Here is a 14,123-nt window from a genome sequence, read left to right as displayed (position 1 = left end):
ATACTATAATGACTTAGCAGCTACTGCAGCAGAACTCCAAGCCCACTGTAGGTTAAATCCTCCACAATCTCCATCAACATCTAATAACTCACCACAAAAAAATAAATTTGAAATAACTTTTGATTCTAATGTTAGAGGATTTACTTCAGTTGTGTCTACACCTCCACAAGTTACTTGAGCATTTGAAAATGAATTGGTATCAATGACTTTAAATGTCCAAGCCTTTAGCTTATTTATCAATGTTTCTCTTTTCTTCCAATCTAAGTCATGGCAAGGCGAATGTATATCTAAAATACCGCATTCTCTTAGAAATATAGGTATTAGCTTTTTGTTTATTATACCTATAAATGATTCGTAAACACTTCTGTAAGAAAAAGATCCGAAGTGATTTTCTAAAAATACATTTAGTTCGTCTTTTGACATGTTAGGCATCATATCTACTTCTATCTCTACGGTTTTTCCTTTGCTTAGTCCTTTAGATGCTATCCTACTTAATTGAAGTGTAGGTGGACCTGAAATTCCATAATCAGTGAAAAGTATTTCCCCTAGTTCTTCTCTTATGATCTTTTTATTTATTAATATAGTTTCTTTACCCTCAAATTTTATGCCTGATATAGCCTTTAGATTATTATAATCTAATTTTAATTGGACTAAAGCTGGAATAGTATTAACTATTTTGTGACCTAAACTTTCAGCTAATTTATAGCCAGAACCATCAGAACCAGTCTTTGAAGCAGATTTACCACCTGTAGATAATATAAGCTTTTTACAAGTAAAGTCCTCACCAGAAGATGAGGTTATAGAAAATCCATTTTTATGTGAAGTTATTTTAGTAACTTTATTTTCAAGGTATATAGGAATGTCTTTATCAACTAGTGACATCCTTAGTATATCGAGTACTGAAGTTGATTGCAAAGACATAGGATACATCTTACCGCCGTCTAATAGCGTTAAGGGGAGTCCCATAGAGTAAAAGGTGCTTATGGTGTCCTCTACTGTAAAGCTACCTAACACAGTGCTAAAAAGCTCAGAATCCTCACTATGATAAGTTACATAAGGAGAAGCTATATTTTTATTTGTTATATTACACCTACCATTTCCAGTAGTTAAAATTTTTTTCCCTATTCTATCGCTGCCCTCTAAAATAGCAACATCGTGACCGAGGTCCTTAGCTATTATAGCTGAAAATAGGCCAGAGGCGCCTCCACCTATTATTAAAGTATCATGATATATCATTCGAGTCCTCTCTTTCATCTTTTATAGGTATATTTGAAGTAAGACCTTTAATATAAAGAAGGTTTTTTCTATCTTCCTTAACAGTGAAACTTTTTCTTAAACCATCCACTTCTTTTATATTAATATTAGTGTAAATTATACCTTCACTATCTGATAATGATGTTATTATATTACCTAAAGGATCTATAATCATAGAGTCACCTGAGTAATAGGTATTTCCGAACATGCCGACCTTATTAACCCCGACTATATAGCATTGATTTTCTATAGCTCTAGCCTTTAATAAGGTAATCCAGGCATCCTTTCTTTTGTGAGGCCAATTAGCAATGACTAGTATAATATTGGCCTTTTTGCTTAGGATTTGGTAAAGTTCAGGGAATCTTAAATCATAACATATGGTACTACCTATTATAAGGTCTCCTAATCTAGTTAGAATAAACTCATCTCCACCTTTGTAATACTTAGATTCATTACCATAAGAAAAAGGGTGGATTTTTGAATACTTGCTTAGTACAGTTCCATGTTTTGATATGATAACTAAATTATTTAATCCTTTATCGCCACATATCTCTATATATCCAAAGGCTATATTAATATTGTATTCCAAAGCCTTAGTACAAAACCAAGCTATTGAAGGTGAATCTACAAGAGATCCTTCAATCATATCTTTTAAATTCATAGAAAATCCAGTAAGAGTCAATTCAGGAAATACTAAAAGATCAATAGAATCTTTATTAGCATCTTTTAAAAGATTTTCAACCTTAAGCATATTTAAATGCTTATCTTCAAAGATTATATCCATTTGAGCTAAACCAATCCTCATAATTTCACCTCTTATATTTATATTGAAACTCATGTAGTTGAAATCATACATGTTATTATAAATATAATTTTACAATAGGTTAAGAATAAAGACTACAGTAATTAATAATCTTAACAATATATTAAAACATAAATTTAAGTAATAGGGTATACTTTATAGTAATAGATAATAGAATTTAAGCTTAATAAGCTTTATTAAAAGGTTTTGATTTAATTCAGTTAAAATAGTTAAAGGAGTGGAGGAATAAATATGGAAGCTAAAGATTTTATGAAATACAAGAATTGGGTGGTTGTTGGAGATGTCTTAAATGATGGTAAGTATGCAAATAAGATATTAAAAAAGTTAAAAGAAAATGATTATAATGTTGAAGGAGTTACCTATAAGTCACAAATGGATGGTGCTTATGAAACCTTAAGAGAGGTAACTTATACAATAGGAGTATTAGATCTTTGTATAAATCCTATAAAAGGAATAAACATAGTAAAAGAAGCACATGAAATGGGAATAAAAAATATTCTTATACAACCAGGGGCAGAAAGTGACGAAATAATAGATTTTTGCAATCAAAATGATATTATAGCAATAAAAGGTTGTGCCCTAGTAGAACTTTCTAAAATGTAATAAAAATTTTAATATCTCTATAATTTAAAAGAATAAAATATAGAGATATTTATTTATATGAACAATAATTAAATATAAGATATATTTAATGAGGTTTGTGGTAATTAAAGGGATGGCAAGCATTTAAGACGTTAAAAAAATGAAATATAAAGTAATTTAAAAATAAATGTTGACAGAAACAGATTTATTATGTATTATAGTCTATGTCAGGTTTCCCAATAAGCAACCGACAAGTAATATGAGGCTCCTTGGTCAAGCGGTTAAGACACCACCCTTTCACGGTGGTATCAGGGGTTCAATTCCCCTAGGAGTCACCATGTATTATGGGCGCATAGCTCAGCTGGGAGAGCATCTGCCTTACAAGCAGAGGGTCACAGGTTCGAGCCCTGTTGTGCCCACCATTTTATATGAATATGGCCTAGTAGCTCAGTTGGTTAGAGTGCCGGCCTGTCACGCCGGAGGTCGAGGGTTCGAGTCCCTTCTGGGTCGCCATATAAAATAAAAAATAAAACATAATACAATACTTAATGAGGCTCCTTGGTCAAGCGGTTAAGACACCACCCTTTCACGGTGGTATCAGGGGTTCAATTCCCCTAGGAGTCACCATATATAATGGGCGCATAGCTCAGCTGGGAGAGCATCTGCCTTACAAGCAGAGGGTCACAGGTTCGAGCCCTGTTGTGCCCACCATTATATACGGCCTAGTAGCTCAGTTGGTTAGAGTGCCGGCCTGTCACGCCGGAGGTCGAGGGTTCGAGTCCCTTCTGGGTCGCCATTTGCTGGCATGGCTCAACGGTAGAGCAGCTGACTTGTAATCAGCAGGTTGTAGGTTCAATTCCTATTGCCAGCTCCACAAAAAAAAGACTTCTAAGTTTTAGAAGTCTTTTTTTTATGTTATTTTATTTAAGTTCTTTGACACTCTTATATCTTCACAGTAAAACTTATTTATATCGAAATTCCCAAGAAGCCTTGAAGTTATTCTTTCTGAGTACTGTTGAAGGAGGTGTTCTAAGGTTAAATTAGTTGATATAATCATTTTTCTTTTAGTAAGTAATCTCTTATTTAAAAGATTAAATAGCTCCGCTCTTGTAAAGTCTGTAATTAATTCTGAACCTAAATCATCTATTACAAGCAAATCACAGTTAAATATTAAGTCCTCTAAAAACTTATTCGTATTAAATTTAAGATCTCGAAGATCTTTTATCAATTCATCAGATGTCTTGTATACTACAAGATACCCTTTATCAAGAAGTTCTCTTGCTATACAGGTAGACAAAAATGTTTTTCCGGTGCCAGAATTACCATAAAATAAAAGGTTATCTGAATGAGATTTAAAGTTATCTATATATGCTAAAGACCTATTATAAATCTTTTCTATGTTCTTTCTTGGCGTGTCCTTTTCATTACCTATTTTATGAATAGGATACAAAGTAAAATCAAAAGATTTAAAGTTGTTTGTTCGTGTAAGTTCTTGTAGCTGAGAATCTTTATAATGAAGTTGTATTAACTTTTGTTTATAACAAGTACATTTAGAAGCGCCTATAAATCCGGTATCTTTGCATTTAGTACATCTATAATTTAGATTTAAATAATTCAGACTATATCCTAAAGTTACTAGCATTTCTGATTTCCTTACCCTAAGATCTGTGATAGACGACTTAAGGTTATTTATATATTCATCTCTATTATCGATATCTTTCATAGAACTAATTGCAAGCTCAACACAAAGCTTACCTATTTTATTTTCTATATCTAATATTCTAGGATCTCTTTTTTCAATTTCACTTCTTCTCTTTTTCAGAGCTCTCTTTTCCTCTTCTTGAATATTTTCATATATCCTAATTACAGATTGTTGATATCCTTTAATCATCCTTATCCCATCCTAACAATTTTCTTTCTAATTCATCGAAGTCATAGGTTCTTTGTTCAAAATTATTGAAGTTACTATTTTTATTATTTTTGTTATTGTTATTATAGTTGTTAGTATTATTATTAACTTTATTATAGGTTGCTGCTCTTTTTAGATCTTTTGCAGCAATATCTTCTAAAGTTTTTACATTATCTTTGTTCCAACTAGAAAGTATACCATCAATATATTTAAAGTCTGCCCTATTTAATCTTTCAAAGCAAATAGTACAAGCCTTTTCAATTATCTCAATAGAAAACTTATATTGATTTACCCATTTACTAAGCATTTCTTCTTGAGGCTTCATTATATCAGCGCCTTTTAGACCTAAATAATCCAGTATACGTCTATATTTGATCCATTTTTCTTCATGTCTTTTAATATACAACTGGGCATCGTCTATGGTTTTTATGCCAGCATCAAACCATGATAAAGCAACCTTTTCGAAATACCTATAATCAGTTTTGCCTTTAGATATACAATATTGAATAAGCAAAAATATCATTTCAAGAGAAAAATTCAAGTCTTTTTCCCATCCTATATAGGTAGACATCTCCTTTGGAGACAAGGGTCTTGATAGAAGCTTTTCTATTTCTTGTAACATATCTTTAACAGAAGAATTATTTAATTCTTCTAAAAGACTTACTTTAGAAGTAGTTTGATCCTCTCCAAGATTTATAAATTCTATATTAAAATTCCCCATTTTATCTATTGGAATAATCTTTAGAACACCTTCATCATTCCAATAGTTTAGAGCGTTCATTATATCTGACTCTAATAAGTTTAAAGCGGATGCAAGGATGGTAGAATTTACTCCAAGTTCCCCAGAGACACTGTATTTTAATAATAATAAATACACCTTTATAAATTCACCTCTAGCTTTTGGCATATGATTTTCTATAAAAATGTTACTAACAGGGGTAGTGCTTAAAGCTGTATTTTTAAGCATGAAGGTACTCATTGAATCCCAACCTTTCTAAAGTGCAATACTTATTTAGATTGCTCTAATAATTTTATAGTAAAGCTATGATTATGTAAATAGTAACACAAAATGTTTATATGTGAATATTTTTATGATAAATAGGGTAAAGTAAAAGGGATTGTATAAACTGAAGATTAAATATACCTTAAAGTCTTCCATATAGAAAGGAATGCACAAATGAAGAAAAGATATATTAGCATCATAAAAGCTTCAACTATTATATCATTATTTATAATTCCACTTTTATCTATATACATAAATTCCGGATATAATCTAGCCTATGCAGCATATGTTGAGGGTAATTGTGTAGCTTATTATAAAGATAAAGATAAGGTTTTAGATATTTATAACAAGATCTTAGATAAAAATAAAGATATAAAAATAAGTGAAGGTATAAAATTTAAGAGAGTTATTACAAAAACTTCATCATTAAACACCTATGATAGCATAATTTCCAATATAAAGGCCAGTTTAGATAAAGAAGTTGATTGTTTAGTTTTAAAAATAGATGAAATGAGTATAGGCATATTGAGAGATAAAGATAGATGTGAAGACTTATTTAATTTAATAAAGGATCACTATATAAGGGCAAATAATTTAAATAAAGAAGATATAATAAGTACATCTATAAATAATAATATATATTACATACCTTATAGGGCTTATGAGTCTCAAATAAAGACTCCAGAGAATATATACAAGGTAATAAAAGAATTGGATAGTAGCAAGGAAGACCCAATAATTTCAGTGAGTATTATTGGTATAAAAGGTTATATAGAAAATATAGCAGTAGGCACAACCATTAAAACTACAGATAAGTATTATATGGGTGAATTTAAAGTAGAGGATTCAGGGAAGCAAGGTAAAAGACGTATAGAAAAGCAAGTAAACATTACAAATACAAAGGTAATATCAGAGATTATCATAAAAGAAGAAATAATGGAATCCCCTAAAAACAAGGTAATATTTAAAGGGACTAAGAACCCTATAGGAACCACTATTTCCTTTTTAGAAAGGCCATCTAGGGGGCCTATAACATCAAACTTTGGTGCAAGTCGAGGTAGTAGAAGTCATCACGGAGTAGATATTGCAGGAAATACAGGGGACCCCATAGGTGCTGCTCTAGATGGAGTAGTTAATAAGGTAGGATATGATAATATATATGGTAAATATATAAAAATAGATCATGGTAAGGGTGTAGAGACATTATACGGACATTGTAGTGCAATAAGTAAAGATAAGGGAGATGCTATTAAAAAGGGGGATGTTATAGGGCTGGTTGGAAGTACGGGAAGAAGCACAGGACCGCATATTCACTTTGAATTAAGATTAAATGGGAAGGCCGAGAACCCTATGACTTATATGAAGTAATTAAATATAAGTGTTGAACTCTTTCTTATTACAGGTAAAATGATATCAATGTTTTAGTAAGTTTAGAGGTTGCAAAGTTAGTTGCAACCTCTTTTAGATTTATGGCAAGAGTTTATTTATATTTATTATTCCATTGCCTTGACTGGATTTTGATATAGGAGCAAGTTCTGAGGATACCTTTATTAAAGACAACAAGTCTTTAAATGTTAAGGATGGGTTATTTTCAAAAAGCAAAGCACATACACCTGCTATATAAGCTACAGCACAAGAGGTTCCGGTGTAAGAAGTGTATGGTATATCTAAAGTTTTAGGGTATAGCTTTTTACCATTTCTTTCGGATATATACTCTGCATCCGTATTTAAAGAACATAAATCAACACAGTTAGCAGCTATATCTGGCTTATTTATCTTTTTACTACCATTAGAAGAAGAAAACTTGAATTCTTTTATACTATCTTGAATGTTAACACCGGATACGGTTATGCAATGAGGAATTAGTCCAAGACCCACAATTGTTTCCTCATCTGCATTTAAACTACCAGAAGGAACTATAGGAACTAAACCAACCTTTATACATCTTTCAAATAATATAGAAAAACAATTAATTACAAAGGGGTTATACTCTAAAACTTCAAAGGGTAGGCATAAGATCTTTATATTATCCTTTTGAGATTTAGCTAAAATATCATCTATAGCAAAAAATATGTCTGAAACATAGGCTCTACCAAGTCGATTAAAAGCTTTATAACAATGTATAAATGAGTTTTGTGCAACACCTTTAAACTTACCTTCAGAACTATGACCACTACCTGAAATTAATCCAGATATAAATGTACCGTGACCATTATCATCATAAGGATAGTTAACCGCATCTAAAAGATCTACAAAATATTTAATCTTATTTCTAGGTAACAAAAGGTCAGCATGAGGATAAACACCGCTATCTACGAGCCCTATACCTACATTTTTACCTGTGAGGGTATAGGTATCGCCTATATAAGCCTTATTAGAGTGAATTACGCTTCTTCCACAAAGGAAGGCAAAACTATCAAAGGTTATAAATGAAACTTCGGGATATTCAGCTAGCCTTATGATTAATAAAGAAGATATAGAAGCAGAAATTATATCAATAGTATAAACAGACCTTAAGATCTTACCACCACCAGACCTTATCCTATTCTCGATATTTTCTTGAAGGTTTTTACAATGGATTATAACCCTATAACTTTTATATAAGTTTATATCTATAGCCTTTTTTAAATTAACATCAATTTTACTTTTAAATAAGAACATATAAATACCCCTTTTTTAGCATTACAATATATATTATGAAATATATAGGGGAAGTAGTATTTATTAAAAATAAAAGCTTCCTACTTAAGGTTAAATTAAGTAGGAAGCTTTTATAATTATATAAATTTTAGATATTACTTATATAATTATTGTAGTTATAAGTAATATGTCTAAGAAGGAAAGTTATTTACATTGAACTCTTTAATACAAAATTCAAAGAAAGCATTAGCTGTAGGGGTTAGAGTACGCTTTGAATTAAGTATAAGATAGATATATCTCTTAAGGTCTAAACCTTTAATTTTCGAGATATTAAGCTGTCCACTACTTACGTAATCAAGGCCAATGTTTTGAGAAACCACTGAAACACCAGTGCCAGACTTTACAAATTGTATTAGTGTATCCATGTTGTTTATCTCACATAAGATATCTAACTTACTTTGATCTAACCCATTTGATGTAAGACTTTCTTCAAAGGTTTTCCTAGTTGCAGAATTCTTTTCTCTCATTATAAATTTGTATCTAAACAAATCTTCTATTGCTATTTCTTTTGGTACATTCATAGTAGGGCTTGATATTAGAACTAGGTTGTCCTCTCCAAGACAATAACTTTTTATTTTATCAGTTTTCCCAACATCTCCAACGAGTCCCACTTCACAGTCTAAATTAATTATATCCTCAATTATTTCACCGGAGTTTTTTTCGCTTATATTAAAGGCTATTTGAGGATATTCTGTACTAAATTTATTTATAAGACTTGGAATCATAGTGTGACAAGGGGTTGTACTTGCGGATATGTTTAAGGTACCACAAATCTTATTATTAAAAGCACATAAGTTTGTTATTGCGTTATTTCTAGTATTTATAATGTCTACAGCATAATTTAAGAATGACCGACCCGCTGGAGTTACATTAACTTCTTTAGAGTTTCTGTCAAAAAGTTGAATGTTTAGCTCTTTTTCTAAACTAGAAATATGAGAGCTTATAGTAGGTTGAGATAAGTAGATGCTATTTGCAGCTTTTGAAAAGCTTTTAAGTTTTGCAACTGATATGAAGGCTTCTATTTGTTTAAAATCCATAAAGTTTAGTCCCCCTAAAATTAATAAATATATATATACAGTATAATCTATTAATGGATATATTAATAGATAGTATAGATATTTGTAATAAGGTAATCTTATATTAATGAAGTTTTACCTATATTAACTATATCTATAGTATTATCCTTTATGGATTTCAATATGTTTACAGTATCTAAATCATCTTCTAGTGACAATATAAAAGTATTATAGTGGATGGGTAACATTTTTTTTGATCTCATCATTTTATACATCTTATAACTTTCAAGTGGGGTGCAGTGCATCTTATCAAAACCTTCAGGTAGATAACAACCTACAGGCATAAGAGCTAGATCACTTTCTATTTCTTTGAAGTTTTCTGTGAAAGCAGTATCACCAGCAAAAAACACACTTTTATCTTTACAACTTATAAGATAAGCATTGCTGCTATGATCTTTTCCTATATAATATCTTCGACCATCATGATTTGCAGCTATACACTTTATTGTAATGTCACCATTTTGGTGTATTTCACCTTCGGATATACCTATGACATTCTTAAATCCTATAATTCTTATAGATTTCACATAGGACTTAGGGCAGAGTACTATTACATCTTTATTCATTTTTATTAGTGAATAAAAGTCAATATGGTCCATATGACCATGCGAAAGTAATATATAATTTATATCTGAAGATGTTAAATTCATAGAAGGTTTAATCTTCCTCTTAAATTGGCCCACAGATCCAATAACAGGATCTGTTATAAATATGTTATCATAAAGATTTATCATAACAGAAGCATGGCCTATCCACTGTACAGAATTAGTAACCAAGGAGTCACTTAATGGAGTGGAAGTTTCTAAAAAATAATTTTTTAGATTTTTATAGTGAAGTTTCATAAGAAACTTTGTATTAAAACTTACTTTATTTATAGTTTTTAATAGGTTAATAATAACACCACCTTTAAATTATTAAGGTTTCCACTTAAATATTATAATACCTACAACCATTATTGCAATACCTATTATCTTGCTAAATCCAAAAGAAACCTTATTTGTATCAAACATTCCTAAATAATCGATTAAAGCGGCAGATAATAATTGGGCTACAAGAATAATTGATATACAATAGGTAGGACCCATAGATGAAATTCCTTTCATTACTGTATATATTATAAGAACGCCTAAAAATCCACCTAAAAGATATAGTTTGTTTACTGATTTAATTTCTTTTATATTACCAGATCCTAAAAAACATATTAATAAAATTGTTAATATAAGCCCACTACCTTGAACTACTAGATTTGTTTCTAAAAGCCCGATTTTTTCTCCAAGCCTAGTATTAAAAACGCCTTGTAGACTCATAGCAATTCCAGCTACTATTGAAAATATTACACCTAACATAAATATCACCTCTATAAGTATTATTTCCAAAAGTAAAAAAAAAACTCTACCAAAGGTAGAGAAGTTATTTTATAATCATTTAATTTTTTTGTTATTAGAAGTGTTTTTTATTATGTAAGAGTTTTCTATTTCATTTAAAGAAAAACCTAATCTAAGACCTAAGCTTAAAAAATCTTCAAAAAGTGTTATGTAGTGGTCTTTAGATGATGTAACCATTAAATCATTTATATCTACATATAGATTTAAAAATTGTTCTGAAATATTGTAATCATTTGGTTTAAGTTTTGGTGAAATATTGGTATAAAGTTTATCTAGACCTAAAGTTAATATTAGATGAAAACAATCTACATAAGAATCTAATAAGACACCTTTTGTAGAAGGCTTTGCATCGGACCAATATTCAAAGCTTTTAGTTTCATTAGCAAGTTTACCTAGTTCTACTAACAGAGCTAAAAAGTTTTTTGAATTAAGGATACTTTCATCTAAGTTTCTGGAAACATATACTTTTTCGTTTAAATCCTTTTGTAACTTAAATAAGTACTGTAAATTCATAACAAATCCGCCTTTCTTTCAATAGCAATTTTCTCACTAATCTATTGTAACTAATTATCATAAAAATTGAAAGTTCAGAAAACGATTACCAAAAGAAAAGTTAAAATTATTTATATTTACATAAGGTGCTAGGGTAAGAAGGTTTTTAATGGATAACTTTTTATTATCATATCTCGCTTATTATTAATTGGTTTCCAAAGTTCTATTCTTTGTATTTTTGCTAATTTATAGAAGCCATCTTCTTGGGCTTTATGACAAGCATTTAAGAATTCATTTTTAGACCATTCTCGTGAAGCAAAGTTCGTATTTGCAATTGAGATGTGTAAGTCCCAATTAGAGGCGTCTTTTCTTACATTAAACCCATTAAGTTTTAATTTATCGTTTATAGTTCTATTTAATCTTTGTATATATCCTTTATTTTTAACTCTTAGATTTACAGATTTGTAGGGTTCATTAAAACATATGACATCATCTATTTCTACTTTAAATCTTTTATATGATTTTAATATACCTTTAAGAACTTCATCTAATTTATCTATATCAGGATCGTCTATAACCTCTAAAGTTATATGCAATGTTGGAAGGTTTTTATATAGATTGTATTTTTTACTTAAGTCTTTTTGAATACCTTCTATCGACTTATAGGAATCTTCATCAAATAATGCTACTAAATAATATTTCATTGTTATCCCCCAAATTTTATATTTTAATTCATATTGTTTAAATAAAAAGTTAAACGTTAACTTTTTTAATATATAAATACATAAAGTTTATAATGTACGAAGTTATTATATATTATATCATATTGATATTAGAGTGAGTAATATATTAATTTACTAAAATTAATATATTACTTGAATAATAAAAGATATAAATACAAAAGATATAATCGTACAATTAAAATAATGTATAAAAGAGGAGTGATAAATATGGAAGTTAACAAAAGTATAGGATGTAATGTGTCAGAATGTAAATATCACTATAAGAAGGATAGCTATTGTACTTTAAACAAAATTGAAATAGTCAAACATGAGCCTATGGCAAAGACAGTTGAATGCACTGATTGTGCAAGCTTTGAAACCATGAAATAATATTATATGAAAAGACTTTAAGATAAAGAGAACTATTATGATAAGGTTAATTTAATCATAATAGTTCTTTTTATAATACTTCCATTAAAACGTCATACCCTTGCGGGTATGTTAGGTTAATTTAAAGATTTAAAAGTAACTTTTATAAGAAGTAATTTCTAAATAATTAAATGTATTAAATGTTTCATGATTAACTTATAAAAGGGGCTTGTATTATTGAATACTTATATGTAGAATATATTTTATATAAATTTAAACTAAGGTGATACTATTTTTATATCATTTCGAAAAAGGTATTAATATTATAACAACTTATGTTATAATAAAAGTTATGAAATTAAAATAAATTTAAATACGACATAATAAATATAATATGTATATTTAAGTGGAATTAAATAATTAAAATAGGATTATATTAAATGAAATTAACTTATTAAAAATAAATTTAGAATTTTGAGAGAAGTTCATATAAAAATGATAAATAAGGGTGAAATATATGGAGAAATTAGTAGTACACGGAGGAAATAGACTTTTTGGAGATATTGACATAAGCGGAGCAAAGAATGCAGCAGTAGCAATAATACCAGCAGCTTTAATGGCTAGCGAGGGAACTTGTCATATTGATAATATACCTAGCATTGAAGATGTCCATTGTTTAGAGAGAATAACAAAGTCTTTAGGATGTAAGATAAAGACTAATGTTAACTCATTAGATATAGATAGTTCAGAAATAACTAATTTAGATGCTTGTACTGAAGATGTAAGAAGAATGAGAGCATCTTATTACTTTATAGGGGCTTTACTTGGACGGTTTAAAAAGGCAAGAGTAGAACTTCCAGGAGGTTGTCCTATAGGGGTTAGACCTATAGATCAGCATATAAAAGGATTTGAGGCTCTTGGGGCTACAGTTAAGATTGAACATGGAGCTGTAAATATAAAAGCAGATAGGTTAATAGGAACAAATATATTTTTTGACGTTGTAAGCGTTGGAGCTACTATAAATGTTATGTTAGCAGCCACACTTGCAGAAGGAATAACTACACTTGAAAATGCCGCAAGGGAGCCACATGTAGTAGATGTAGCTAACTTCTTAAACTTTATGGGCGCAAACGTTAAGGGAGCAGGAACGGACATTATAAGAATTACTGGAGTAGAGAAGTTATACGGATGTAGCTATAGTGTTATCCCAGACCAAATAGAGGCTGGAACATTTATGATTGCAGCAGCAGCAACTGGTGGGGAGATAACAGTTAAAAATGTTATACCTAAACATCTAGAATCTATATCAGCAAAACTAATAGAAATGGGAGCAGAGGTTATAGAACAAGATGATTCTGTGACAGTAAGATCTAAGGGGAAATTAAAGGGTGTAAACATTAAAACTAATCCATACCCAGGCTTCCCAACAGATGTTCAACAGCCTATGAGCACATTACTTTGCGTTGCTGAAGGAAGAAGCATAGTTACTGAAAGTATTTGGGAAAGTAGATTCAAACATGTAGATGAGCTTAAAAAAATGGGTGCAGATGTAAAGGTTGAAGGTCGAACAGCTATAATAGAAGGTAGAGAAAAGCTTACAGGAGCTGTAGTTAAGGCTACAGATTTAAGAGCAGGAGCAGCTATGGTTATAGCTGGATTACTTGCTGAAGGAAGAACTGAGATACATAGTATAGAACATATAGATAGGGGATACCCTAACATAGAAGTTAAATTTCAAAAATTAGGCGCAAAAATATATAGAGAAACCATAAAGGAATAATAAATATCTCTATAAGGTAGTTTGGAGG

Annotated in this window: 14 protein-coding genes and 7 tRNA genes; 11 read left to right on the top strand and 10 right to left on the bottom strand. The window is 30.0% G+C overall.

Annotated elements, in window-relative coordinates; translation table 11 throughout:
• Positions 1 to 3: 3 nt before the first annotated feature.
• Positions 4 to 1,236: a BaiN/RdsA family NAD(P)/FAD-dependent oxidoreductase gene (locus DY168_RS14050; RefSeq protein WP_115642293.1), complete on the bottom strand. Its 1,233-nt coding sequence runs from the start codon at positions 1,234 to 1,236 to the stop codon at positions 4 to 6.
• Entirely contained in the window at positions 1,223 to 2,059 is an 837-nt protein-coding gene (locus tag DY168_RS14045; protein WP_115642292.1) for a carbon-nitrogen family hydrolase, read from the bottom strand. The genes DY168_RS14050 and DY168_RS14045 overlap by 14 nt, the downstream gene beginning before the upstream one ends.
• A gap of 249 nt (positions 2,060 to 2,308) precedes the next feature.
• Here DY168_RS14045 and DY168_RS14040 point away from each other — a divergent pair, with 249 nt between their 5' ends.
• The 8 genes from DY168_RS14040 (at position 2,309) to DY168_RS14005 (ending at position 3,533) form a co-directional block, all read left to right on the top strand.
• Positions 2,309 to 2,680, top strand: coding sequence for a CoA-binding protein (locus DY168_RS14040; protein WP_115642291.1), 372 nt, complete (start codon positions 2,309 to 2,311; stop codon positions 2,678 to 2,680).
• 242 nt (positions 2,681 to 2,922) lie between these two features.
• A tRNA-Glu gene (locus DY168_RS14035) sits at positions 2,923 to 2,997 on the top strand.
• 8 nt (positions 2,998 to 3,005) lie between these two features.
• Positions 3,006 to 3,081 (top strand) — tRNA-Val (locus tag DY168_RS14030).
• A gap of 14 nt (positions 3,082 to 3,095) precedes the next feature.
• A tRNA-Asp gene (locus DY168_RS14025) sits at positions 3,096 to 3,172 on the top strand.
• 39 nt (positions 3,173 to 3,211) lie between these two features.
• A tRNA-Glu gene (locus DY168_RS14020) sits at positions 3,212 to 3,286 on the top strand.
• 8 nt (positions 3,287 to 3,294) lie between these two features.
• A tRNA-Val gene (locus DY168_RS14015) sits at positions 3,295 to 3,370 on the top strand.
• Between the two features lie 8 nt (positions 3,371 to 3,378).
• Positions 3,379 to 3,455 (top strand) — tRNA-Asp (locus tag DY168_RS14010).
• Positions 3,456 to 3,458: 3 nt separating this feature from the next.
• Positions 3,459 to 3,533, top strand: a tRNA-Thr gene (locus DY168_RS14005).
• 36 nt (positions 3,534 to 3,569) lie between these two features.
• On the opposite strand, the gene DY168_RS14000 is transcribed toward DY168_RS14005, so the two are convergent.
• Both DY168_RS14000 and DY168_RS13995 read right to left on the bottom strand, forming a co-directional pair.
• Positions 3,570 to 4,550 (bottom strand): ATP-binding protein, encoded by a 981-nt coding sequence (locus DY168_RS14000; protein WP_115642290.1) that lies wholly within the window; start codon positions 4,548 to 4,550, stop codon positions 3,570 to 3,572.
• Positions 4,543 to 5,547: a DnaD domain protein gene (locus tag DY168_RS13995; RefSeq protein WP_115642289.1), complete on the bottom strand. Its 1,005-nt coding sequence runs from the start codon at positions 5,545 to 5,547 to the stop codon at positions 4,543 to 4,545. Before DY168_RS13995 ends, DY168_RS14000 begins: the two co-directional genes overlap by 8 nt.
• A 198-nt stretch (positions 5,548 to 5,745) precedes the next feature.
• On the opposite strand from DY168_RS13995, the gene DY168_RS13990 reads away from it, so the two are divergent.
• Positions 5,746 to 6,939, top strand: a complete 1,194-nt coding sequence (locus tag DY168_RS13990) for a peptidoglycan DD-metalloendopeptidase family protein (RefSeq protein WP_115642288.1) — start codon at positions 5,746 to 5,748, stop codon at positions 6,937 to 6,939.
• Between the two features lie 99 nt (positions 6,940 to 7,038).
• On the opposite strand, the gene DY168_RS13985 is transcribed toward DY168_RS13990, so the two are convergent.
• From DY168_RS13985 to DY168_RS13960, 6 genes are all read right to left on the bottom strand, one after another.
• Positions 7,039 to 8,232, bottom strand: coding sequence for a S8 family serine peptidase (locus tag DY168_RS13985; protein ID WP_115642287.1), 1,194 nt, complete (start codon positions 8,230 to 8,232; stop codon positions 7,039 to 7,041).
• Positions 8,233 to 8,402: 170 nt separating this feature from the next.
• On the bottom strand, positions 8,403 to 9,308 hold the full coding sequence (locus DY168_RS13980) for a selenium metabolism-associated LysR family transcriptional regulator (RefSeq protein WP_115642286.1): 906 nt from the start codon (positions 9,306 to 9,308) through the stop codon (positions 8,403 to 8,405).
• Between the two features lie 98 nt (positions 9,309 to 9,406).
• Entirely contained in the window at positions 9,407 to 10,123 is a 717-nt protein-coding gene (locus DY168_RS13975; RefSeq protein ID WP_242984137.1) for an MBL fold metallo-hydrolase, read from the bottom strand.
• Between the two features lie 138 nt (positions 10,124 to 10,261).
• Positions 10,262 to 10,693 carry a DMT family transporter gene (locus DY168_RS13970; protein WP_115642284.1) on the bottom strand — a complete coding sequence of 144 codons (432 nt, stop codon included), beginning with the start codon at positions 10,691 to 10,693 and terminating at the stop codon, positions 10,262 to 10,264.
• 75 nt (positions 10,694 to 10,768) lie between these two features.
• A complete protein-coding gene (locus DY168_RS13965; RefSeq protein WP_115642283.1) occupies positions 10,769 to 11,245 on the bottom strand; it encodes a dUTP diphosphatase in 477 nt (158 codons plus the stop codon).
• 128 nt (positions 11,246 to 11,373) lie between these two features.
• Positions 11,374 to 11,928: a 2'-5' RNA ligase family protein gene (locus DY168_RS13960; RefSeq protein ID WP_115642282.1), complete on the bottom strand. Its 555-nt coding sequence runs from the start codon at positions 11,926 to 11,928 to the stop codon at positions 11,374 to 11,376.
• Positions 11,929 to 12,174: 246 nt separating this feature from the next.
• Between DY168_RS13960 and DY168_RS13955 the strand changes: the two genes are divergently transcribed.
• Entirely contained in the window at positions 12,175 to 12,336 is a 162-nt protein-coding gene (locus tag DY168_RS13955; protein ID WP_115642281.1) for a DUF1540 domain-containing protein, read from the top strand.
• A gap of 496 nt (positions 12,337 to 12,832) precedes the next feature.
• The gene (locus tag DY168_RS13950; protein WP_115642280.1) at positions 12,833 to 14,095 is read left to right on the top strand and encodes a UDP-N-acetylglucosamine 1-carboxyvinyltransferase; all 1,263 of its coding nucleotides are present in this window, start codon (positions 12,833 to 12,835) and stop codon (positions 14,093 to 14,095) included.
• The last annotated feature ends 28 nt before the right edge of the window (positions 14,096 to 14,123 follow it).

The sequence above is a fragment of the Clostridium putrefaciens genome (assembly GCF_900461105.1).
Classification (GTDB): domain Bacteria; phylum Bacillota; class Clostridia; order Clostridiales; family Clostridiaceae; genus Clostridium_L; species Clostridium_L putrefaciens.
Note: the sequence above shows the minus strand (reverse complement) of the source record. Positions and strands in the feature narration are given on the sequence as shown.

Bases quoted from the DNA above. Each gene is read 5' to 3' on its own strand.
- DY168_RS14050 (WP_115642293.1), bottom strand. From the start codon at position 1,236: ATGATATATCATGATACTTTAATAATAGGTGGAGGCGCCTCTGGCCTA.
- DY168_RS14045 (WP_115642292.1), bottom strand. From the start codon at position 2,059: ATGAGGATTGGTTTAGCTCAAATGGATATAATCTTTGAAGATAAGCAT.
- DY168_RS14040 (WP_115642291.1), top strand. From the start codon at position 2,309: ATGGAAGCTAAAGATTTTATGAAATACAAGAATTGGGTGGTTGTTGGA.
- DY168_RS14000 (WP_115642290.1), bottom strand. From the start codon at position 4,550: ATGATTAAAGGATATCAACAATCTGTAATTAGGATATATGAAAATATT.
- DY168_RS13995 (WP_115642289.1), bottom strand. From the start codon at position 5,547: ATGAGTACCTTCATGCTTAAAAATACAGCTTTAAGCACTACCCCTGTT.
- DY168_RS13990 (WP_115642288.1), top strand. From the start codon at position 5,746: ATGAAGAAAAGATATATTAGCATCATAAAAGCTTCAACTATTATATCA.
- DY168_RS13985 (WP_115642287.1), bottom strand. From the start codon at position 8,232: ATGTTCTTATTTAAAAGTAAAATTGATGTTAATTTAAAAAAGGCTATA.
- DY168_RS13980 (WP_115642286.1), bottom strand. From the start codon at position 9,308: ATGGATTTTAAACAAATAGAAGCCTTCATATCAGTTGCAAAACTTAAA.
- DY168_RS13970 (WP_115642284.1), bottom strand. From the start codon at position 10,693: ATGTTAGGTGTAATATTTTCAATAGTAGCTGGAATTGCTATGAGTCTA.
- DY168_RS13965 (WP_115642283.1), bottom strand. From the start codon at position 11,245: ATGAATTTACAGTACTTATTTAAGTTACAAAAGGATTTAAACGAAAAA.
- DY168_RS13960 (WP_115642282.1), bottom strand. From the start codon at position 11,928: ATGAAATATTATTTAGTAGCATTATTTGATGAAGATTCCTATAAGTCG.
- DY168_RS13955 (WP_115642281.1), top strand. From the start codon at position 12,175: ATGGAAGTTAACAAAAGTATAGGATGTAATGTGTCAGAATGTAAATAT.
- DY168_RS13950 (WP_115642280.1), top strand. From the start codon at position 12,833: ATGGAGAAATTAGTAGTACACGGAGGAAATAGACTTTTTGGAGATATT.